This window comes from Helicobacter macacae MIT 99-5501, from assembly GCF_000507845.1.
GTDB classification, from domain to species: Bacteria; Campylobacterota; Campylobacteria; order Campylobacterales; family Helicobacteraceae; genus Helicobacter_B; species Helicobacter_B macacae.
Window position 1 is genome coordinate 133,024 of sequence record NZ_KI669455.1, and the last position, 22,223, is coordinate 155,246.

The window sequence follows — 22,223 nt, forward strand, 5'->3', positions numbered from 1 at the left end:
ATCTGCTTTTTAGCAGTGTGCTTTGCGCGTGAGGGGGCAGATAAGGATAAAAAATGGTTATGCAATATCTTCAAGGTGCTATCGCTGACTTACGCACACTTATCGACTACACAAAGCAAGACATAGAGTCCATAAAGCTAGCCAAGCACGATGAGATTTTTGAGCGCAATCCCAAAAAAGACGCCCTCATCAAGGAGTTTGAGACCAAAAAAAGCTTGATTAGCCAAGAGATGCTTGCCCTCAAAAATAACAACCCCCAAAAAGAAATAAAAGACCTAATCGATTCTAGGACACAAGAGCTTTTTGATGAGATGAGCCAAGCCCTAAAGGAGCTAAAAAAGCTAAATTCTAGCTACGCTCAAATCGTTTTCGCTGTGAGTGAGTTTTTTACCTCACTTATGGACAAACTTATCCCCAAAGAAGCCCAAACTTATGGCGATAAAAAATCCACCCCCAAATCAAGCATAAATCTTTTGCAAATCAAGGCTTAGGCTATGGGCGGGATTCTCTCTTCACTAAATACCTCATACACAGGGCTTGTGGGACACCAAGTAATGGTAGACACCACGAGCAACAATATCTCAAACGCTAGCGATGAGTTTTATAGCCGTAAGCGCGTGATAGCCCAGCCAGAGCGACCGCTTGTGATGCACCAAGGGCTTATCATCGGGCGCGGTGTAGATATTCCCGCCATTCGCAGAATCCACGATGATTTTGTGTTTGACAGATATACCAAGTCAGGCTCAGAAATGGCGTTTTTTCAAAACAGCTTTGACTTCTTACGCGAGATTTCAGCCTACTTTCCAGATGTCGAGGGTGTAGGGATTTATAATGATTTAGAAGCGTATTTTAATGCGTGGAAAGATGTCTCCAAAAACTCCCAAGACCCAGCCCAAAAGCAAGTCCTAGCAGAAGCCACCCAAGTGCTTACGCGAAATCTGCGTGATACTCGCACAAAGCTTGTAAATCTTCAACGACAAGCTAGCGAAAATCTAGAAACGCTTATCAATGAGGCAAATCGTTTAGGCTCTGAAATCGCCCAGCTAAATGGCAAAATCAAAGAAATGGAAGACGCCAAGCAATATCGCCAAGCAAATGAACTGCGCGATAGACGCGACCAATACGAATTCCACCTTATCGAAATCATCGGTGGGCGCGTGTATAAAAATCATCTCCGCACAGATTCTCTCCTGCAAGCTAGAAATGCGGATTTTGACGAAAACTATGTGATGAATATCGCACGCGGATTTAATATGGTAGATGGCTACACTTTCCACCCCATAAAGCTAGACAAAGAAAACAATGCCGAGCACCTAAACCGCGTTTATTGGCATACTTATGATTTTAAAGATGTAGACATCACTGATAAACTTGATGAGGGCAAGGCAGGCTCTCTTATCTCGCTTTATAACACAGGCTACAAAGGCACAAAAATCGGGCATATTCAGCATTATATTGATTTGCTTGACACTTTTGCGCAAGGCTTTATGGAAGCCACAAATGCTATTTATGCCCAATCCGCAGCAAAAGAGCTCATAGGCGAGCAAGTGCAGTTCGGGCGATATGAAGCACTAAAAGATACCAATTATAATTTCAAAAACGGCTCATTTGACCTAATGGCATACAACACAAAAGGCGATGTCATCGCTACAAAGAGAATCTACATAGACAATGTAACCACTATGCACGACATTGTCCGTGCGATAAATGGCAACAAAGATGACAATGATGACAACAACGACATAAACGACTTTGATGATTACTTTAGGGCGATATTTGACCCCGAAGTCAAGCAGTTTGTCATAGAGTCTACAAATCCACGAGAGGGGATATATGTCGCTATCAAGGACAATGGCACAAATTTCACAGGTGCTATGGGAATCAACAAATTTTTGCAAGGACAAAGTGCTAGAGACATAAGGCTACATAGAGACTATGAAAAAGACGCCACGCAAATCCGCCCGTGGCTAACCCCCACAGCGGGTAACTTCGATGTGGCAAATATGATGCAACAACTCCAATACGACAAAATCGACTTTTTCAACAAGCACACAAAGCAGCCTTTCAAAATGGGCATAAATGAGTTTTATCAGTTTGCCGCAGGACGCATAGCCACTGACACAGAGGAGACACAGCGCACACTTGATACCAAAACATCTGTATTTGAAGCCACCAAAAAAGAGCATCTATCTATCACGCAAGTGAGTATCGATGAGGAAATGGTGGATTTAATCAAGTTTCAAGGTGGATATGCTGCAAATGCTAAAGTCATAACCACCATTGACAAAATGATAGACACTCTGCTAAGTATTAAGCAACCTTAAACTAGCTTACTAATTTTGTGATTTTGCCTAAAATCTAGCCAAAAAGGACTTCAAATGCCTATCCAAACCACTCTTATACCAGACACCTCACTCTTATCTGCCCCCCCCCCGTAAAAACCTAATTGCTCCCACCACACAAAATTGCCCTGCTACGCAAAATTGCCCAGACACACAAAATCTAAATTTCGCGCAATCTCCTACTAAAGCTGGCTCGCCCACACCACTTTCAAATCTCATCACAAACGAGGGTAGCAATACCCTTATAAACCGCCTAGATTCGCTCATACACTCATATAGTAGCAATGACACAAATAACGCTACAAAGATTGACTTATGCGTGATTAGCGGATTTTACAACGCCAAAGCACTTCAACGCCTTTCCTGCCTAAAAGATAATCTAAACGCCATTTGCATTATTTTGGGCAAAAGTGAGCAAAGCACACAAAACCAGCAAAATACGCAAACTAGCACAAGCGATATTGCCTTTTACTTAGATGAAAATATCTTAGATATTGATGCCCAGCTAGATGAGATTAGCGCGAATAAAATCGCTTATAATTTTATCAAAAACCACCCTATATCATTCTACACTTCCACCGCCCACACGCTTATCCACTCAAAAATGTATTTTTTGCACGATAGCACAAACCCCAAAATCGAGCAAAATGTCATAATCGGTAGCTCAAATCTCACTGCAAGTGGCTTAGGGCTTTATGGAGATAGCTCAAACAAAGAGCTAAACCTACTTTGTGATTCCAAAGAGACAACCAAAGAGTGCAAAATCTACTTTGACACCCTTTTATCTCAATGCAAAGACTCCACAGATGAGGTGCTAGAGTCCTTGCAAACGAGCTATTTTTATCACAGCCCAAAGGACATACTTGATAAAATCGCGTCCTATTTCACAAGCCAAACCCAAGACTTATCCACAAACGAAGAGCTTGATTTAGAGCGCGGGGCAAAGGCTTACGCGCTTTATCCTTTCCAGCTAGTCGCCACACGCGAAATCTACAAACGACTAAAAACTTACGGCATAGCTTTACTAGCAGACCCTGTGGGCAGTGGCAAAACGCTAAGCGCACTATCCCTAGCCACGCTATATAAGCGCATAGCTATCATTTCTCCAGCCAAGCTAAAAGCGCAATGGCACAGCTACAAGCACGATTCGCAAAATCCCTTTATCCTAAGCCAAAATATCGAGTTTTACACTTATGATGAAGCGATAAACAAAAATGAGCGAATCCCATTTCTAAAGTCCGCAGATTTAGTCATCATCGATGAGTCCCACACCTTTCGCAATGATAATCCCACCTATCGCAAACTAAAAGGAAAAATTTCACACGATTCACACCTATTGCTACTCTCTGCCACGCCTATAAACAACAGCTACTTAGACTTAGCCCACCAGCTTAGCCTAAAAGGCGAACGCATTACTATAAATGGTATGCCACTAAACCCCATAGCTATCTGCAAACGCGCCAATGAAATCACCAAAAAAGTTAAAGAAGAGCCACAGCAAGATGCCCTAGATTCTTACGATGAGATTATCCTGCCACTAGATTATTACAAGCTATGCAATCTTATCTTTTCGCGCTCCGCAAAGGAAATAGAGCAGTATCTAAAATCTTTAGGCAAATCCCTACCCAAAAAAGCCATCAATGTAGAAAAACTCTCATCAATCCCACCACACATAGACTTTAGCATAGATTCACTGCTAGAGATTTTGGGTGTAAATGATTCGCAAAACAGCCTATCATTTTGCATTTATGACCCCTATAACGAGCGATATTTGCCAAGTGAAATCATCGATGAGCTACAAAGCGACAAACTTGCTAATTTGGGCGGATACTCCACACCGCGCGGATTTTTATGTATGTCGCTTATCAAAGCATTAGAATCAAGTGTCGATGCCTTTAGTAGCATTTTGGATAAAATCATCGCATATCATAAAAGTTTCCTAGATTTAAGCGATTCCACGCATTCCACCTTTTGTGCGTCCTCTTCGCCCTCTTTTTCCATATCCTTTGCAGAGTGGGATTTGGCGTGGGCAGATTCCTCTATTGAATCTTTAGATGAGCCTAGCGCATTCCCACAGCGACTACAAAGCATTATAGATTCGCGCCATATAAGCGCATTAAGCCAAGAATTTTATAATGACACACAAAGCGATTTAGCAAAGCTAAAAAGCATAAAATCCAAGCTACACTCTTATAACTCCACGATAGATTTTGCCAAAAGTGCGAAATTCCAAGCTCTAAAACGGCTTATAGATTCCGCTTCTATTAAGCGTGAAAAGCTCATTATTTTTACAGAGAGTATCGTTACTGCAAATGCACTTACCACCGCACTAAGGGCTTCATTTAGCGACATTATCACAGAATCTATCACGGGCAATACAAGTCCAAGCGAGTTTAGCAACCACAAAAAGCGATTTTCGCCAAAATCACTGCACTACACGCTACAAGAAAATGAGCGCGAAATCGACATTTTAGTCGCCACAGATTGCCTAAGCGAGGGGCAAAACCTGCAAGATTGCGCGAACTTGCTAAATTGGGACATTGCTTTTAATCCCATTCGAGCCATTCAGCGAATCGGACGGATTTGGCGTATCGGCTCAACGCACAAGATAAACCATATCACGCACTTTTTCCCCGATATGGATATAGATTCTTATATCGATTTGGAGTCAAAGCTGCGCTATAAGCTAGAGGCAGCAAACTCTGCCACCGCGCTAGAAAATCCATTTTCACAAGAGCAAGAGCAACGCTACCAAACGCACAAAGACTTACGCACAAAGCAACTAAAAGCAATGGAGAGCGAGTTTGTCGCGCTAGAGCAAGAATCAAGCTCTTTTATCAATCTAGCAAATCTTTTTAGCGATTTTGTCAAATCCAAAAAATCCCACCTAAAAGAGGGCATATTTTCTATCGCACTTGATAATGCAGGGCAAAACCTACTCTTTGCTTTATTGCAAGACACTTCTATGCTACGACATTCTAACCAAATCGATTCGCTCTATCCCTGCCTTTATGATATTTCCACCCAAACGCTACTGCCTAGCATTTTGCCAAGCGATAAGCAAAATAATCTCTCTCAAATCATTATTTGCAACAGCACTACAAAGCCACAAGAAGCATTTTCACAGCTAGAGCATATCACAAATGACTACACAGACATAATCGCGTTAAAAGGCATTTTTGAAAACATTACAGGACAGCTAAATGCACAGATTCAGCATTACCAATCCAGCATACAAAGCCAAAGCAAAAGCGATGGCGGACTTGTCTTTATTGAGCCAAAGACATTTAGGCTTATTGCGTGGCTACTTATCAACCCAGATTTTACAACCTTTGGAGGCACAAAATGACACAAGCACTAAACGCACTTTATCCCCTAAACAAAGAGAATTTTAAGGCATTTTTAGGCGAATCTTTTCGCTTACGCAATCTAGGACTTGCTTCAAACGCACCTATCGCCAATCTTAATGAGTTTGATTTCTTAAACAGCATTATTTATGCTACAAATGCCGATAGAGAGCAATTCCTAAAGCCAAGTGAATATACCGCGCATAAAAACTTAGCCTTTAGTCTCGTAGAAATAGATTCGCATAAAAAAGCAAATTTGATAAAAGCCACTCGCGCCATAAATCGCGCTATCCCTAGCTACAACATTATCTTTTTTCTTAGCCCCACGCATTTATCTATCGCCTTTGCTAAGCGCAGATTGCACAAATCCCGCACGATTCACACCGACATTGTAGAAAAAATCACGCTCATTAAAGACATAGATTTAGCCCACCCAAGTCAAGCCCACACGCGCAACCTGCAATCTATCGCCAAAATCACACCAAAAGAAGTAGATAATTACTACGGCGAGATTTTAGAGGCACTAAGCATTTCCGCACTCAATAAAGAATTTTACGCCAAGATTTTGGTGCATTTTGCCGACTTTGTAGAAAATCTCACTTTGCCAAACATTTCCCCATCCCCTGCGGATGGGGACAAAGGGGGTGGGTATGACACAACCCAAAAGCGTGAATTTATCTTGCGCCTATTTTCACGCATTTTGTTTTGTAAATTTTTGGAGAAAAAGGGCATTATAAAAGCGAATCTTTGGGATACTAGCTTAAGTGCTGATTATTACCACGAAGTGCTAGAGCCACTCTTTTTTACCACGCTAAACACACCGCAAGATTCGCGTGATTACGGATTTTTGCCACCACAGATTGTAGAGATTCTCTCAACAATTCCCTACCTAAATGGCGGATTATTTAGCCCACAGACAAGCGATTATTTTATCCCAAGCAATCCCCACACCCACGCAAACACACTAAAGATTGACAACGCGCTTTTTGATAGGCTTTTTGCCACGCTAGATTCATATCATTTCACTATCGATGAGGCAGATGAGAGTGCGGAGGAAGTCGCCCTAGACCCCGAGCTTTTGGGGCAGATTTTTGAGTCCCTACTCTCACAGCTTTTCACAGACAATAAGCTAGATAAACTCGATAAAAACTCCCTACGCAAATCCACAGGAAGCTACTACACGCCCAGCGAAATCGTGCGCTATATGGTGCGAAGTGCGATTTTGCTACATTTGCAAACACACCTAAAAGGCAAAGTGGATTCCGCATATTTGCAATCCCTAGTCTTTGAGGACTTTGCACATTCCCCCTCCTTTGCGGAGGGGGACAAAGGGGGTGGGTATGATTTTGCAAAATCTACTCCCAATTTTTGTCATACTGAGGGCGAAGCCCGAAGTATCCAAAAAGATTCTATCTATTCCCAGCGCGGAAGTATTTTTGATGAGAAATCGGGGCTGTGTAGCCACGAGCGAGGAAATAAGACTAAAGCGTCTATTGACGAAGCGAGTGGCAAACTCCACGATTTATCGCAAAAAGACAACGCGCTAATCCTTGCCACCCTAAGCACCCTAAAGATTCTCGACCCAGCCTGTGGCTCAGGCGCATTCCCTATGGGGATTTTAAGCGAGATTATCCGACTCCAAGACTTGCTAGGCGATTTACGCCCATACTATGCGCGTAAATTAGAGATTTTGCAAAGTTGCATTTATGGCATAGACATTCAGCCTATGGCTACCGAAATCGCGCGACTGCGTTGCTTTCTCTCACTCATTGTCGATGAAAATCCTAGCGATATTAAGTCCCTGCCAAATTTGGAGTTTAAGTTCATATCTGCAAATTCGCTACTGCCTTTGCAAACAGAGCTACGCGATTCAAAAGGTAGGCAATTAGGAAGCGATTTATATGAAAGTGGATTAGATGAATTGCGACAAATTCGCCTTGATACATTTACTAGCCACGATAAAGACGCATTGCAATCGCGCTATCAAGCCACCTGTGATAAAATCTCACAAAGCTTATTTTTTGAAGCAGAGGGAGATACACCACTTACAAAGTGGAAACCATTTAATCCCCATAATGTAGCAGATTTCTTTGATAGCACATATATGTTTGGCGTTGAATCTTTTGATATTGTGATTGGCAATCCGCCTTACATAAGAGGGCAAAATATTCCAAACAAAGAGGCAATTTCCAAATCTTATGTAGGTTTTGCTTGTGGTAGTGCGGATATTTACACCTATTTCTTTGCAAAAGGCTTTGGGCTACTAAAGCAAAAAGGCACTCTTAGTTACATTGTTAGTAATAAATTCACAAAAGCAAGTTATGGGCAAAATTTGCGTAATTTGATTTTGCAAAACCAAATTGTATTTTATGTGGATTGTGATGGGGTAAAAATATTTGATAATGCAAAGGTAGATTCGTGTATTATCTCCATATCAAAGACTAAGCCAATACATACTTTTTCTTATTCAAAAGTCGCAAGTTTGCAAAACTTTGCAAATGACATTTACACAAACATTCAAAAAATACCACAGCAAAATCTAAATCCTAAATTTTTTAGTTTTGAGCCACAAAGCAAAAGCACAGATTTAGTCCAAAAAATAAAATCTTTTGAGTTAAAATTTTCACAAATAGCGCAGATAGCAAAAGGCTCATCAAGTGGAAATGATGATGTATTTTTGTTTGACTTTGTTTTAGAATCCAAAAAATTATACAAGGTTAAAAATGACTTTGGTGAATTTGAGTTAGAAAAAGATTTGCTGCAACCTTTTGTCTATGGTGAGAATATAAGGCGATACGAGTATTGTAAATATGCAACATATATACTTTATCCGTATGACAATCAAAATGCTTTAATAAAAAGCAATACTATGAGTAAAAAATATCCCCTCATTTATCAATATTTACAAGACAGAAAATCACTGCTTATGCAACGAAAAATAAAGCTAAACGATGATGATTTTTATAAATTTTCTGCGATAAGAAATCCACACACTTACAATAAGCCAAAAGTTATGATACCAGATTTGCTAAATCATTCAAGGTTTGGATTTGATAATGTCGGCTTCTATCACAATGCGAGTATCCATAATGTTTATTTGAAACAAGGATATAAGAATCTAGAAAAAATGATTTTAGGTGTTTTAAATTCTAGATTGTTTTGGTTTTTTATCAGGCACTCAAGTGCAAATTTGGGAAGTGCAACAAGGCTTATGCCAAGCTATTTAAATGATTTTAGTTTCCCAAAAATAGATTCAAACAACCAAGATTTAGCTGATGAAATTGGAAGTTTAGTGGATAGGACATTAGAATCTAAATCACAAAACAAAGATACAAACGAATTTGAAAAACAAATCGATGATTTAGTTTATGAATTGTATAATTTGACATTTGATGAGGTTAAAATAATAAAATCTTAAAAAAAGGAATTAAAATGCAACTTACAAAAAATAAAGATAGAGAATTTTCGTAGCTATCAAAGTGTAGAATTTGAGTTGCCTAAACTAAGCGTCATTATAGGTAAGAATGATGTTGGAAAATCTACCATTTTAGATGCCTTAAATATATTTTTTGAAAATGAAAAGCCTTTGGATAACGATGCTAATATGTATTCAACAAATAAAGAAATTAGAATAACTTGTTTATTTAGAGTTGAAACTAATATGCCTATATTTTTGGATTCTGCAGAAAGTGAGAACACGCAAACTACACTAGATAATGAATATCTGCTTGACAATAATGGACTTCTGCAAATCAAAAAAGTTTTTGAAAAAGGAAAACTAAAAAATATTTTTATCATAGCTAATTATCCAAATAATTGGGATAAACCTTTGATTACTCTTAGAATTACTGATTTGAAAAAAGAAGTTGAAAAATTTGAGAATCAAAATGTTAATAAAACGATTAAAAAAGCGATGAGAGAATTTTTGTTTAACAAACAAGAAAGTCTAAATCTCGATATTCAAGAAATCAATGTAAATTTCAAAGAAAGCGATATTGCAAATATTTATGAAAAAATAAAATTAAAATTGCCAAAATTTATGTTGTTTAGAGCAGATAGAACAAACACCGATAAAGATGCTGAAGTTACTGATATTACAAAGGCGATAGCCAAAAATGCTGTGGCTGAAGTGGAGCAACAATTTATAAATATAAAACAAGAAATAAAGCAAAAAATACAAGATTTTTCAAACCAAACACTTGAAAAATTAAAAAGCTTTAACGAAGACATCGCAAATTCTTTATCTGTAAATATGCAAGATAAGGCTTTAGAGAGCATATTTAGCTATGAATTTAAAAGTGATGATGAAATGCCGTTTAACAAAAGAGGAAGTGGAGTAAAGAGATTGTTTTTGTTAAGTTTCTTTATAGCGGATTCTGAAAGACAAAATCACTCAAATATGATTTATGCCATAGAAGAGCCAGAAACTTCACAGCACCCAGATTTTCAAAGAAAAATTATTGAAACGCTTAAAACAATATCGCAAAATCCAAATAGGCAAGTGTTAATTACCACACATACGCCTGAAATAGTTAAATTAGTAGGTAAAGATGAAGTTATATTTGTTACAAAAGATGAAAATAATGCAAGAAAAATATTACAAAAAGAGACTTTAGATATTAGGCAAGTGGTTGAAACTTTGGGAATATTGCCCTATGTATCATACAAAGGTGTTTTGTTTGTAGAGGGTGAAAGCGATATAAAGTTTTTTAAGAATTTAGATAAGGTTGATTGTTTAAGGGATATTTTTAATATTGAAAGCATAACAATTGTTCCATTGCGTGGTGGCGGAAATATTGAAAGTTGGATAAAGCAGGATTATCTAAAAGGTAGTAATATCAAGCAGATTTATTTTATAGATAGAGATGATAAGGAGCGAGAAAATATTATTGAGCAAGATAATATAAAAGTCATAACTACGCAAAAACGAGAAATAGAAAATTATTATCCCATAGATATTGTGGAGAATTATTTTAAATCCAAATTAGAATTGGACTTTATATTTTCAGAGAACGATAAAAAGGAATGGGACAATAAAGACATTGCAAATTTAATTGCTCAAAAAACAACAAAATTTAATGAGAATTTACATAAAAGAGAAATCATAATCAAAGAAATGTTTAATTGTAAAGATATATGGTTGCAAATTAGCGAGGACAACTTGCAAAATTTTGATGAAATTAAAAGTTGGTTTGAGGCTATGAAAGATTTTTTTATTTAATAAATTTAGCTTAAGCCCAATAATTTTTTGATATGTTATCAATTTCTATGAGCCATTTTCCGTATCCTCGCCACTATCATCTATCTCAATCATATTCATATCACTTTTTGTAGATTCCTTACTCTCGGTTATAGATTTCTCACTTATAGTTTTTTTAGTTTTTGCACCTAATTCTTTGATTTTATTTAGCTTTAATTCGATTCCATCTTTTTTGCTAAATAATTTGGTCTCCATATCCTCGCTCGCAGTGCAAATGGTTTTTATGGCGCGATTGAGTTTTTCAAAGTCCTTGCACAACCCTTCAAATTTATTATAAATTTTCCCCATTTCGCTAAACGCCTCTTTCACTTTCTCATCGCTCTCTACATAAGTCCAGCTAATGTTTATTGTTTTAAGTGCCATAAATAGCGTGTGTGGCGTGGTTAGATAGATTTGTTTGTTAAAAGCATATTGATAAAGCGTTGGCTCAGCATTCAACGCCAAATCTAAGATATTATTATATGGCACAAAAAGTAGCATAAAATCATAGATTCGCGTCTGTGCGAATCGCGGATTTTTGCTAGTAAATTTTTCATAAGGCTTTTTGGAGAGGTCATCTATGCGCGATTTTAGATTTTGCGCTATTTGCTTACAAAGTGTGCTATCTAGCAAATCTATGCTTTTAAATTCGCTAGATTCACTAAAATTGCCCATAGAGTAATTATTTGGCAAGGAAAACTTCGCATCAATGATAATGCTTCGCTCTTTATCCAAATGCACGATTGCATCAGGCTTTAGCCCCCTATCATCATCTCTAAAATGCGCTTGAATCTCATAATGTTCCCCTTGAATAAGCCCACTAGATTCTAACACGCTTTTTAGTTGCAATTCTCCAAAATTCCCGCGAATCTTTTTATCGCCACGCAAAATCTTAGCGAATTCATCGGCAGTCGCGCCAAGTTTTTGGGTTTGCTTAAACATTGAGTCAATATGTGTGCCTAATTTGATTTCATTTTCTGATAGTTGTTTGGAATATTGCTCGACTTTGTTTTTTATGGGCGTAAAAATCTCATCTAGCACTTTACGCGAATCTGCATTTAACATATTTTTATTTTGCTCTAAAAGCGCGTTTTTTTGCATTTCAAATCGCTTGTCAATTTCCTCGCGGATAGTTTTTAGATTCTTTTCATATTGCGCCAAATCTTTCTCTTTATCCTGCTGATATTGAGCCCTAATTTGCTCTATGTTTTGATTGTATTTTCTTTCAAATGCGACTTGTTCGGATTCTAATTCGCTTATCCGCTTTTCTTTTTCCGTTTTTAATATGTCAAATTTTGCTTGGTTGTTTTTATTTTGATTTTCTAGCATTTCATTGTGATGAGACTTTAGATTTGCCAACTCATCACTATGGGCTTGTTTTAATCCATAAATATAATCATCTTTACCTTGTAGTTGTTGTTTATAAAAATTATCGCTAGATTTTAGAATCACATTTGCATTACGCAAAGAGATAATTTTTGCAACACAAAGCCCACAAGCCACAAGCACGATAATTAGCAATGCAGAGATAACATAAATCATCATTGATTCCTTTTTAGTGAAAACATTAGCGCAGTTTATCTAATTTTAAATAAAATTTTTGGATTTTTTGATGACAAAACAACTAGAACAATGCTTAATTGTAGAAATGTGCGGAAAACAAGTTGACAGAAAATACCCTACAATATATCCCGTTTGTTATACTGAGGGCAAAGCCCGAAGTATCTCAAAAACAAAAGAGAGATTTTTCGTATTCTACAAATGCTCAAAATGATAAAAATCATTAGGACAAAAGAGATTCTTTGCTTCTTTACGAAAGCAAAGAATGACAAGATAGAGGAAGCTGATGACAAGAGTATAAAGAATTGTGATGACAAGGTAACGGAATCTAAAAATGACAAACAAATGATACAAGCAATTACAATAAAAATATTTCGCCTACGGCGCAATATAACAAAACAAACAAATCACAATATGACAACACTAACGAGTTAGAATCTCAAATCAATAAGCTAGTCTATCAACTCTACGATTTGATACGCAGTTCTATGATTTGGCACAACAAAACCATAGAACCCATTAAAAAACGAAATACACCACCAAAAACTTCCTAGTATAGATTCTGCTCAGTAACGATATTGCTGATATTTGGTAGTGGCGAAGTGCGCGTATAAAAAAATGTATTTTTGTCAATAGTTTTTGAGCGCACGGCTTCGGGGCGAGGAAATATACGGCGCAAGCTCGGGTCGATTCTCACCGCTCCTGCTACTATCTCGGCAAACACAGGTGCTGCCACCGCAGAGGCACTCTCATATCTCCCTATGGGGCTATTATCATCGCGACCAAACCATATAATAGCCTGCACATCGGGCGTATATCCGCAAAACCAAAAATCCACATTGTTGTTTGTCGTGCCTGTCTTGCCTGCTGTCTCTATCCCGCTTACTGCTGCGCGTCTGCCTGTGCCTGCCCTGACGACTTCGCGTAGCACGGAGGTAGTGAGAAACGACTGCTCGGGTGAGATTATCACTTCTGATTGCGTCTCATAAGAAAACACATTGCCCTGCGGGTCGATTACACTATCAATTAGCACGGGCTCGTTGCGCACGCCATAGTTTGAAAATATCGAATACTCTTTTGCCACCATTATCGGCGTGGCGTTTAGACTACCGATAGCGATTGTCATATCCGCGCTAAACCCACTAAAGCCAAAATTTAGCAAGCCATTGTAGATGTTGCTAAACCCAACAAGCGTGGCGACATTTATCGTGGCTAGATTGCGAGAGTGGATAAGGGCGTCTTGGAGGGTTACCATTCCTTGAAACTTCCCACCAGAATTTCTAGGATTCCACTCATCAAAGCTCCGCGCAGCATCGGGGACTTGTGTAGCGGTGGAGTATCCTCTATCAAAGGCGATTTGATATATAAATGGCTTTATGCTACTTCCCATTTGGCGATAAGCATCTACTGCGCGATTATACGGACTTTTTTCGTGATTTACCCCACCTACAAGGGCTAAAATCTTGCCCGTTTTGTTATCTGTGATGACTACCGCACCATTTAGCGTATCATTTGCAGTCAAGTCATCTTCGCTAGGAAGTATGGTAGGTTCTGCGCCTTTGGGTCTTTGGGCTTGGAGTAGCTTTAGCTGTCGAGCTTGTAGCGCAGTGTAGCCGTTCTTTAGGGCTTTTTGGGCGACTTCTTGGTAGTCCAAATCTATGTGTAGCTTGATAGTGTAGCCACCTGTTTTTATGTCTTTTATGGAGCTTAGTTGCCTTAAAGCATAATCAGTTACATAAGGAGCGACATTTTGAGTAAGCGTCTGATGATATACTATGGGCTTTTCTGCAAGTGATGAGTCTCTATACTCCTTAGAAATCCACCCCAAATCATACATTCTGCGGATAATGTCATTTGCACGCGTAAGTGCCAAATCCAAATTTTTGGTAGGGTCATAAGTGCTAGGGGATTGTGGTAGCCCTACCAAAATAGCGATTTCTTTTAGGCTTAGCTGATTTAGTGTTTTTTTGAAGTAGCCAAGTGCTGCGGTTTTGACACCATAGTATCCGTGCCCCAAAAACACCTCATTTAGATAAATCTCCAAAATCTGCTCTTTGCTAATAATTTCTTCTACTTGCACGGTAAGCAAGGCTTCTTTGATTTTGCGACTTATGGTGCGCTCTCGCGTCAAAATGATATTTTTTACCACCTGCTGCGTAAGCGTGCTTCCACCCTCTCCTAGTCGCCCTGTGCGGATATTTTTTAGCATCGCACGGATAATGCCATCATAGTTTATCCCGCCGTGCTCAAAAAAAAGCGTATCCTCAATAGCTAGCAACGCCTCAATCATTCGCGGTGGAATCTCATCAAATTTCGCGTAGAATCGAAATTCCGTGTCAAATACATTGGCTATGAGGCGGTTTTTTCTGTCATAGATTTGGGTAGCGACTTTTGGGGAGTAGTGCCTTACTTTATCCAAATCCGCGCTTAGCTCAAAATACAGCGCAATCAAATACACACCAAATATCAATCCACCAACGACACAACTAGATAATGCGACTTTTCTAATCATTTATTTTTACTTGCCTTATATTTTTTATGCAAAGATTTTACCTGCTTTGCTTAAATTTATTTAAATTTCGACTTTTTCGGGCTTTGCACGACTTTTTCAGACAAAAGCGCAAATCCAAAAAAACTAGATAAGCACCTACCTTGCCCTACTTCACGCTTACACTTCACTCTGCATAGTCCAAATACCACATTTAAGCAGTGCAGAATTTAGACAGCACAAGAGATTTACTCCCTTGCTTGCTTCTAGGGTTTGCCTATGCTTTTGGGGCTTGCACTTCAGGCTCTTTAGATTCTGCTGGCTTTGGTTGGGTTTGTGTGCTAGCCTGAGCCATATTTTGCCTAGCATCTCTTATATCTGCTCTTTCTTGTTGGACGCTATCTACTTTTTCAGCTAGCATTTTATCAAGGCAGGACATTACACCCTCGCTTCCCTTTTCCATTCCCACCACTTTCTCATCTATGAAGCTTTTTGGTGGATTTTGCTTGCTCATTATTGCTTCAGCTAGGCTATTTGCTTGAGTATGCACTTGCGCGTGGAAAGGCTCTAAATCCCTATACCCCGCAGTCATAGCAAAATGCTCTTTGCCATCGCCCTCATAATACCACTTGCCAAGACGGCAATTTGTATGCGGGACTTGATTGAAGCTATCAGATAGTCCAAACACAAGTGCGTAGAGATTGTTTTTAAACACCGTGTGGTCGAGCTTAGCAAGGGTGCAAAACACCTCATTATTGCAAGAGCGTAGAGCATTTTTGGCTAGTTTTACGGTGTTTATGGCGAGGTTACTTTTGGCGTAGATATCTTCGACATTTGCCTTTACTTCAGCTGTGAAAGTCGAAGTTTCTTCCGTAGTGGTTTGTATATCGCTTGCTTCTTGTTGCATAGATTTTACGACTATGGCGATTTCTTTGGTTGCTTTTTGGGTTTTTTCTGCTAGTTTGCGCACCTCATCAGCGACAACGGCAAATCCTCTCCCGTGCTCACCCGCTCTAGCAGCTTCAATAGCCGCATTTAGCGCAAGGAGGTTTGTTTGCTCGGCTATGTCATCGATTAGAGATACGACATTAGTGATTTCATTGCTTCTTTGGGCAAGTGAGTTTGCGATGTTTGTGGCGTTTTGCATACTTTCATAGAGCTCTTTTATGCTTTCTTCGGCTTTTTGGCTTACTTTACCCACTTCAGCTAGTTCTTCTTCATTGTGTTCTGCACCTACTTGGATTTTTTTTGATTGTTCCAAAATATTTTGCAATGAGCTTTGCACGCCTACGATTCCGTCTTTTAGGCTTTTGTGGTAAGTCGCTAGCAAATCCACACCATCATCACTATCTCTTTTAGAGCCCTCTTGGACAAATCGATAAAACACCACACCATCAATGTTTTGGCTTTTTAGTGAGAAGTTTTTGCCACCTACTGATATGACAGAGTGCCCATCTCCAAGTTCTCCTAGTGCTCTTATGAAATCAGGTAGATTCCCCAAAGACAATGCCACAGAATTTGCAAAAACCGCCTCCCCATTTTTCACACCGACTAAGGCTTCATCAAACCCAAATGAAGCGATTTTTTTGTAATGCTCTACTTCTGCTTTTAAGGCTTGATTTTCCGCTACTTGCTTTTGCAGTGCAGCTTTTGTTTCACTAGAAGAACCAAACATAGCAAGACTCCTTACAACTTTAATTTTTGATTTTGCAACCTCATTTTTGCGTTTGCTAAAGGCATTTTAACATAGATTTTGTTTCTTATTTATTAAAAATGTATTATAATTTCGCTAATTTTTGAATTCTCATTATGAGGTGTAAAATGAAAAACAGACTTGAAACTTTAGATGCTATCATTGATAGATTGCGACTTTTTGTCAAGCAAGACGGGCTAAAAAACTCCAAACAACGCGAAGAGATTGTATCCGTGCTTTATAAAAGTGGCACACACCTAACCCCCGAAGAAATCGCTAATAACTTGCGCTTGCGTGATAAATCTACGAGTATTTCTTCCGTGTATAGAATCTTGGGCTTTTTGGAAAAAGAAAAATTTGTAACCTCCATAGAGCCAGATAAAGGTGGCAAGCGATACGAAATCGCGGCAAAAGAGCACCACGACCACATTATTTGCTTGCATTGCGGAGCGATTGAGGAGTTTGTCGACAATGAGATAGAATCTCGCCAAATTGAGGTGGTAAAATCCCTAAAAGCAAAGCTAATCAGCCACGATATGAGGCTGTTTGTCATCTGTGAGAAATGCCAAAAACAGCTACGAGACTAGGGCGTGCGCTCAAAAAATAGTTTTACTTCCTTTACTTCTTTCATTTTGTAATTGCGAGCAAGTCCCAAGACTTGCATAGCAATCCACACAATACATTTTGGTTTTGGTGTTTTGGAGGGGGATTTTGCGCGTTTTATCGCTTGCAATCACTTGATTTTGCTACCACACTAAAATCTTTGCTAAACCTAGACAGCAAAAAGACTTGATAGAATTTTGCTCAAGTTTTACCTCCAAAAACACTTAAAATCTTTCTTTTGGATTCTCCACAAAGAGATTTAAATCATTAGCTATTTTTAGACTTCTTATTTCTTTTGGCATAGTTTTTTACACCTTATGTGATTTTTGGGCGTGATATTTGCTTATGTTTGCTTGGCGATTTTTACCATAAATAAATTTGCAATCAAATCAGTTGAGAATAGCGAGATTATAAGGCTTTAGATTACTGCATAAAATATTTTTCTAAAAATTTTAAAAACTAGCCGATTTTGTAGCTACCCAATGGATTGAATCAAATCAAGTCCAACTTGTAGAAGTTAAATACAATCAAATTTAGCTTGATGATGCTTCGTTTGATAGCACTTCTTTGCAAGTGGATTGCCTAGCAGAGTCGCCTTAATGTGTGATTTTGCTTAAATCTTTTGGATTTTGATTTTATATTTCGCCAAACAATTCTAGTTGATTCTCTAAAGAATCCTTATAAAACTTCTGCATAAGCCCAGAGACTTAGATAAAGAGGGATAAAATGTCAGCCACAAAAAAACTCACAACCAGCCAAGAATTAGAAAAGTTGTTTAAAACCGCAGAACCCAAAATGGTGTCCCACGAAGCCGTAGCCCAGATTCTAAAAAAGCCACCAAACCAAGCCCAAGTCAAAAAAATCAACGACCTTGTCAAAAAGTATAAATGCACACTTTTGAGCTCATCAGAGCTTGCAAAAAAGCTAAATATCAAAGACAAAGAGGAAGCCGAGAGGGAGCGCAGAGAATTTGTAGAAAACGAGCTAGATAGCGAATTTGATTTTATGAAAGATAAAGAGCTACTTGAGTGGAGTAGGAGTGATAGTCCTGTGCGAATGTATCTGCGCGAAATGGGGCAAATCGAGCTACTCACAAAGGAGGAAGAAGTAGAGCTTAGCAAGCAAATAGAATTTGGGGAAAATATTATCCTTGATGCGATTTGCTCTGTGCCTTATCTCATCGACTTTATCTATGACTACAAAGACGCGCTTATCAATCGAGAAAGACGCGTAAAAGAGCTTTTTAAGAGCTTTGATGATGAGGAGGACGGCGAGGAAGATGACTTTGATGATGAGAGTGTCGATGAGGGGAAATACGATGCAAAATACCAAGACAACAAATACGAAGATAACGATAGCGAGCATAATGACGGAGAGTATAACGACATAGATGAGAGCAAACGCCCCATAACCAAAAAGGACAAAAAGCGTATCGAAAAAGTTATCCAAAGCTTCAAAGCACTAGATAAAGCAAAAAAAGAATGGCTAAAAGTGCTAGAATCTATGCCCGAGCAAATCTCGCTAAATAGCACCATAGATAGCAAAAAGGATAGCCCAAACAAAAAATCAAGTAACGAAAAAACAAGTAAGGAAAAATCTAGCAAAGACAAATCTAGCGCAAATTCTGCAATGAATGTCGTAGAAATCCCAGAAGATGAGCTAATGTATATCCTCACTCTAGCTCACAAGAAAGAGCTACTAAAAGACAAACTACTTGACTTAGGACCCACAAGTAAGCTAATCAACGAAATCGTAAAAGCTATGGAAAATAGCCTAAGAAGTGGCGATGGGTTTGAGAGAGAGCTTAAGCGACTTGAGTATAAGCTACCTCTGTTTAATGACATACTTGTGGAAAATCACCAAAAAATCCTTAGCAATATCACAAATATGAGCAGAGAGGATATACTAAATGCGATTCCAGAAGCTACAATGCTAAGTGTGTATATGGAGCTAAAAAAGCTATTTCAGACAAAAGAAGCAAGCGAGGGTGGGTTCAACCTAGAGCCAGAGAAGCTAAAAGAGATTTTGGAGCAAATCAAGCGAGGCAAAACCATCAGCGACAAAGCAAAAACCAAAATGGCAAAATCCAACCTCCGCCTTGTAGTCAGCATAGCCAAACGGTATACAAATCGTGGATTGCCGTTTTTGGACTTAATCCAAGAGGGAAATATCGGGCTTATGAAAGCGGTGGATAAGTTTGAATACCAAAAGAATTTCAAATTCTCCACTTATGCGACTTGGTGGATACGCCAAGCGATTTCGCGCGCTATCGCCGACCAAGCCCGCACTATTAGAATCCCAATCCATATGATTGAGACGATAAACAGAATCCACAAAATTATGCGCAAATACACCCAAGAGCACGGCAAAGAGCCAGATACAGAATATATAGCCAAAGAAGTGGGGCTACCTGTGGATAAAGTCAAAAATGTCATCAAAATCACAAAAGAGCCTGTGAGCTTAGAAGCCCCTATCGGCAATGATGATGACGGGAAGTTTGGGGATTTTGTCGAGGATAGAAGCACGATGAGTGCTATGGAATATATCCTAAAAGAGGACTTGCGCTCCCAAATCGAAGATGTGCTAAATCAGCTAAATGAGCGCGAACGCTCCGTAATCAAAATGCGCTTTGGGCTACTTGATGATGAGAGCGACCGCACGCTTGAAGAAATCGGCAAAGAGCTAAATGTAACGCGTGAGCGCGTCCGACAGATAGAATCAAGCGCAATCAAAAAGCTAAAGCACCCAAAAGTCGGACGAAAGCTAAAAAACTATATCGAAGAATAAGCCGCTTAAAGTCCAAGCTACAAATGCACCAAATAGCATAAAATACACGCAAAGTGCGCAAGTGGGAGTTGCCCCCAAAAGTAAAAATGCAATAGATTGGGTAAGGAAGCGTAGCTTTACACTAGCTAGATTTTGTTTTGTATGGATTTTTGCAGGGCTAGATTTTGTCGAGTTGGATTTTGTGGAATTAGACTTTGCGAAGGTTAGATTTTGGATAGGGTAGATTTGTGTTTAAAAATTTGCTTGTGAGATTTGGCGTTGTTAGGATTTTAGCGAACTATCATTGCTTGCTAGCGTTGAGTGCGTTTGTGTGGGTTTGGCTATATAATGGCGAGTTTTGGCACAAAGTAAATACATACATAGTGCAAAATACGCACAATCTCACAATTTGTGATACACACAAAACAAACAAAGCAAAATCTAATAGCGAGATTTCTACCACGCCTACTGCGCTTACAACACTTGCCGCGCCCACAACGGTTGCAACAACAGAGGCAAAAAACACAAAACAAGCATTACCAAAGCTAGATAACGCACACCAAAGCTCATCTAGCCATAGCACTTCTAGTGCTTTATCATCGCCCCCCCCCCCTCCAAAAATCCACACTTTAGAGCAAAATAAAATCAACGAATGCAACGCCAGCTCTACTAGCCCTGCCAAAGATTCTAGCACACAATCTTTTGCTAGATTTTGGCTAAAATCTAGCATTTTTCTAGCGACTTTTTTACTTCTTTGGACTATGCTAGAAATCCTTATGTTTCGCGCTTATGCCAAGTCATTGCTAGGTATGTTTTTTGTGGTGGCAGGGGTTTGTAGCTATTTTTTAGATTCACTGCATATTAGCTTTAGTGCGTCTATTATTGATTCTTTTTTGCAGACAAACCCTCGTGAAGCAAGCGATTTTTTAAGCCCTAGTTTTGCACTGCATTTTGGGATTTTTGTGGTGTTTCCCTTAGTGATACTTTGCGCTTTGCACTTTGCTAGCAAACACCACAGCAAAGCCCTTACTCCAAAATCACATAAACCAAAAATCCTGCTAATCCTGCTTGTAAGCATAGCGTTTCTATATGCTTTGCAAGGGGTAAGGATAGTAGATGTTTTTAGGGAGCAAAGACTGCTTTTTGTGCTAAACCCATTTGCCCCCATTCGTGCGAGCATAGATTTGGCTATTGATAGATTTCAAACCCCAAGCCACTACACGCATTTGGGCGAAGATGCCACCACAAATGCCAAATCTAAGCTATTTGTCCTTGTGATAGGAGAATCCGCCCGCGCGGCAAATTTCCCTCATAGTGGCTATGAGAGAGACACCATCCCCCACACGGCAAAAGTAAAAAACCTAGTATATTTTAGCGATTTTACTTCTTGTGGCGTGATTACGGCGATTTCTGTGCCTTGCTTGCTTACCCACTATCCGCGCAAATCCTACACGCATAGAAACCTAAGTCTTTATAGCGATTCTGTGCTAGACATCGCCAAAAAAGCGGGATATGAAGTTTATTGGGTTAGCAACAACGGAGGAGAGTGCATAGGTGGCGTATGCGCTCGCTTGGATAAAGAAAAAATCATCTACTTCAACCAAAGCGGACAGCTAGATGCTGATATGCTCCCTACGATAAAATCCATAATCGCCAAAAACACTCTATCCAAAAGCAATACCCTGCTTGTAATCCAGCTACAAGGAAGCCACGGAGCGCGCTATGATTTGCGCTATCCAAAAGAGTTTGAAATCTTTAGCCCCGTGTGTGCTAATAACGAGCTTAGCCAATGTCAAAAATCACATATACAAAACGCCTATGATAATTCGCTTATTTACACGGATTTTGTGCTTGCTTCTATCATTTCCCTGCTAAATCACACAGCGCAAGCAGATATTGCGCTGTGGTATATGAGCGACCACGGAGAATCTCTAGGCGAATATGGGCAATATATGCACGGAGGATTTCCCTACTCTCTAGCCCCACAAGTCCAAAAACAAATCCCATCATTTATGTGGTTTAAGTCCAACCCCGCCCTCACACAAAAGCTACAATCTATCAAAGATAAGCCATACTCGCACGATTTTGTATTTCACACACTTCTTGGACTTCTAGAGATAAATACCAAAGACTATGACAAAGATTTAGATATATTTAGCGATTAAATATTCATACTTTATTCATA

General features: G+C 39.1%; 12 protein-coding genes. 8 read left to right on the forward strand and 4 right to left on the reverse strand.

What is annotated here, in order from left to right; genetic code table 11:
- Positions 1-53 precede the first annotated feature (53 nt).
- Positions 54-491, forward strand: coding sequence for a flagellar export chaperone FlgN (gene flgN / locus HMPREF2086_RS08085; protein ID WP_023928275.1), 438 nt, complete (start codon positions 54-56; stop codon positions 489-491).
- 3 nt (positions 492-494) lie between these two features.
- Entirely contained in the window at positions 495-2,324 is a 1,830-nt protein-coding gene (gene flgK, locus HMPREF2086_RS08090) for a flagellar hook-associated protein FlgK (RefSeq protein WP_023928276.1), read from the forward strand.
- 93 nt (positions 2,325-2,417) lie between these two features.
- On the opposite strand, the gene HMPREF2086_RS12150 is transcribed toward flgK, so the two are convergent.
- Complete coding sequence (locus HMPREF2086_RS12150; protein ID WP_232219100.1) at positions 2,418-2,633, reverse strand: hypothetical protein; 216 nt, start codon at positions 2,631-2,633, stop codon at positions 2,418-2,420.
- A 28-nt stretch (positions 2,634-2,661) separates the two neighbouring features.
- On the opposite strand from HMPREF2086_RS12150, the gene HMPREF2086_RS08095 reads away from it, so the two are divergent.
- Genes HMPREF2086_RS08095 through HMPREF2086_RS08110 form a run of 3 tightly spaced genes read left to right on the forward strand, consistent with a single transcriptional unit; the run spans position 2,662 to position 10,910 of the window.
- Complete coding sequence (locus tag HMPREF2086_RS08095; RefSeq protein ID WP_023928277.1) at positions 2,662-5,691, forward strand: helicase-related protein; 3,030 nt, start codon at positions 2,662-2,664, stop codon at positions 5,689-5,691.
- The gene (locus HMPREF2086_RS08105) at positions 5,688-9,107 is read left to right on the forward strand and encodes an Eco57I restriction-modification methylase domain-containing protein (protein WP_023928278.1); all 3,420 of its coding nucleotides are present in this window, start codon (positions 5,688-5,690) and stop codon (positions 9,105-9,107) included. Before HMPREF2086_RS08095 ends, HMPREF2086_RS08105 begins: the two co-directional genes overlap by 4 nt.
- Positions 9,108-9,137: 30 nt before the next feature.
- Positions 9,138-10,910 (forward strand): ATP-dependent nuclease, encoded by a 1,773-nt coding sequence (locus HMPREF2086_RS08110; RefSeq protein WP_034561522.1) that lies wholly within the window; start codon positions 9,138-9,140, stop codon positions 10,908-10,910.
- Positions 10,911-10,955: 45 nt separating this feature from the next.
- On the opposite strand, the gene rmuC is transcribed toward HMPREF2086_RS08110, so the two are convergent.
- The 3 genes from rmuC to HMPREF2086_RS12385 all read right to left on the reverse strand — a co-directional run bounded on the left by rmuC (position 10,956) and on the right by HMPREF2086_RS12385 (position 16,651).
- On the reverse strand, positions 10,956-12,470 hold the full coding sequence (gene rmuC, locus HMPREF2086_RS08115; RefSeq protein ID WP_023928280.1) for a DNA recombination protein RmuC: 1,515 nt from the start codon (positions 12,468-12,470) through the stop codon (positions 10,956-10,958).
- A 568-nt stretch (positions 12,471-13,038) separates the two neighbouring features.
- Positions 13,039-15,000, reverse strand: coding sequence for a penicillin-binding protein 1A (locus tag HMPREF2086_RS08125; RefSeq protein WP_023928282.1), 1,962 nt, complete (start codon positions 14,998-15,000; stop codon positions 13,039-13,041).
- Positions 15,001-15,253: 253 nt separating this feature from the next.
- Entirely contained in the window at positions 15,254-16,651 is a 1,398-nt protein-coding gene (locus HMPREF2086_RS12385; RefSeq protein WP_023928283.1) for a methyl-accepting chemotaxis protein, read from the reverse strand.
- Between the two features lie 146 nt (positions 16,652-16,797).
- Between HMPREF2086_RS12385 and fur the strand changes: the two genes are divergently transcribed.
- The 3 genes from fur to HMPREF2086_RS08145 all read left to right on the forward strand — a co-directional run bounded on the left by fur (position 16,798) and on the right by HMPREF2086_RS08145 (position 22,203).
- Positions 16,798-17,256 carry a ferric iron uptake transcriptional regulator gene (gene fur / locus HMPREF2086_RS08135; protein WP_023928284.1) on the forward strand — a complete coding sequence of 153 codons (459 nt, stop codon included), beginning with the start codon at positions 16,798-16,800 and terminating at the stop codon, positions 17,254-17,256.
- Positions 17,257-17,998: 742 nt separating this feature from the next.
- Positions 17,999-20,059: an RNA polymerase sigma factor RpoD gene (gene rpoD / locus HMPREF2086_RS08140; protein WP_023928285.1), complete on the forward strand. Its 2,061-nt coding sequence runs from the start codon at positions 17,999-18,001 to the stop codon at positions 20,057-20,059.
- A 227-nt stretch (positions 20,060-20,286) separates the two neighbouring features.
- Positions 20,287-22,203, forward strand: a complete 1,917-nt coding sequence (locus HMPREF2086_RS08145; RefSeq protein WP_023928286.1) for a phosphoethanolamine transferase — start codon at positions 20,287-20,289, stop codon at positions 22,201-22,203.
- The last annotated feature ends 20 nt before the right edge of the window (positions 22,204-22,223 follow it).